Origin of the sequence: Providencia sp. wls1922 (genome assembly GCF_009706505.1) — a bacterium.
Classification (GTDB): Bacteria; Pseudomonadota; Gammaproteobacteria; order Enterobacterales; family Enterobacteriaceae; genus Providencia; species Providencia lanzhouensis.
The window spans coordinates 1-1,879 of sequence record NZ_WLUG01000021.1 but is presented as its reverse complement, the minus strand read 5'-3'; the positions used below and the strand labels follow the sequence as shown (position 1 = coordinate 1,879).

The window sequence follows — 1,879 nt, the reverse complement described above, 5'->3', positions numbered from 1 at the left end:
AATTATGCTCTTTAACAATCTGGAACAAGCTGAAAATTGAAAACAACGCACATTGTTTATCGCTTAAACAATGTGAGAGTCTCTCAAAAATCTCAACGTGAATGTGTTCAATTGACCGTCGGGTCAGTTGGTAAAGACACCTTCGGGTTGTGAGGTTAAGCGACTAAGCGTACACGGTGGATGCCTAGGCAATCAGAGGCGATGAAGGACGTGCTAATCTGCGATAAGCGTCGGTAAGGTGATATGAACCGTTATAACCGACGATTTCCGAATGGGGAAACCCAGTGCAATTCGTTGCACTATCGTTTGATGAATACATAGTCAAACGAAGCGAACCGAGGGAACTGAAACATCTCAGTACCTCGAGGAAAAGAAATCAACCGAGATTCCCCTAGTAGCGGCGAGCGAACGGGGAGCAGCCCAGAGTCTTAATCAGCATTAGCATCAGGAGAACGGTCTGGAAAGGCCGGCAGTAAAGGGTGATAGCCCCGTATCCGAAGGTGTTAGTGTTGTGAACTCGACGAGTAGGGCGGGACACGTGTTATCCTGTCTGAATATGGGGGGACCATCCTCCAAGGCTAAATACTCCTGATTGACCGATAGTGAACCAGTACCGTGAGGGAAAGGCGAAAAGAACCCCGGCGAGGGGAGTGAAATAGAACCTGAAACCGTGTACGTACAAGCAGTGGGAGCACCTTTATGGTGTGACTGCGTACCTTTTGTATAATGGGTCAGCGACTTATATTCTGTAGCAAGGTTAACCGTATAGGGGAGCCGTAGGGAAACCGAGTCTTAACTGGGCGAATGAGTTGCAGGGTATAGACCCGAAACCCGGTGATCTAGCCATGGGCAGGTTGAAGGTTGGGTAACACTAACTGGAGGACCGAACCGACTAATGTTGAAAAATTAGCGGATGACTTGTGGCTGGGGGTGAAAGGCCAATCAAACCGGGAGATAGCTGGTTCTCCCCGAAAGCTATTTAGGTAGCGCCTCGTGAACTCATCTTCGGGGGTAGAGCACTGTTTCGACTAGGGGGTCATCCCGACTTACCAACTCGATGCAAACTACGAATACCGAAGAATGTTATCACGGGAGACACACGGCGGGTGCTAACGTTCGTCGTGAAGAGGGAAACAACCCAGACCGCCAGCTAAGGTCCCAAAGTCATAGTTAAGTGGGAAACGAAGTGGGAAGGCTCAGACAGCCAGGATGTTGGCTTAGAAGCAGCCATCATTTAAAGAAAGCGTAATAGCTCACTGGTCGAGTCGGCCTGCGCGGAAGATGTAACGGGGCTAAACTATGCACCGAAGCTGCGGCAGCGATATGTAAATATTGTTGGGTAGGGGAGCGTTCTGTAAGCCTGTGAAGGTGTACTGTGAGGTATGCTGGAGGTATCAGAAGTGCGAATGCTGACATAAGTAACGATAATGCGGGTGAAAAACCCGCACGCCGGAAGACCAAGGGTTCCTGTCCAACGTTAATCGGGGCAGGGTGAGTCGACCCCTAAGGCGAGGCAGAAATGCGTAGTCGATGGGAAACGGGTTAATATTCCCGTACTGGTGATAATTGCGATGGGGGGACGGAGAAGGTTAGGCTGGCCGGGCGACGGTTGTCCCGGTTTAAGGATGTAGGCAGGTGAATTAGGCAAATCCGGTTCACTATATGCTGAGGTCTGATGACGAGTCACTACGGTGGCGAAGTAGCTCATACCCCGCTTCCAGGAAAAGCCTCTAAGCTCTAGATTATCATTAATCGTACCCCAAACCGACACAGGTGGTCAGGTAGAGAATACTCAGGCGCTTGAGAGAACTCGGGTGAAGGAACTAGGCAAAATGGTGCCGTAACTTCGGGAGAAGGCACGCTGGCATTAGGTGAAGTG

1 rRNA gene is annotated in these 1,879 nt (G+C 50.2%); it reads left to right on the top strand.

The annotated features are described in order from the left end of the window. Window positions 1-153: 153 nt before the first annotated feature. Window positions 154-1,879 (top strand): 23S ribosomal RNA (locus GKR71_RS00895); the annotation flags it as partial.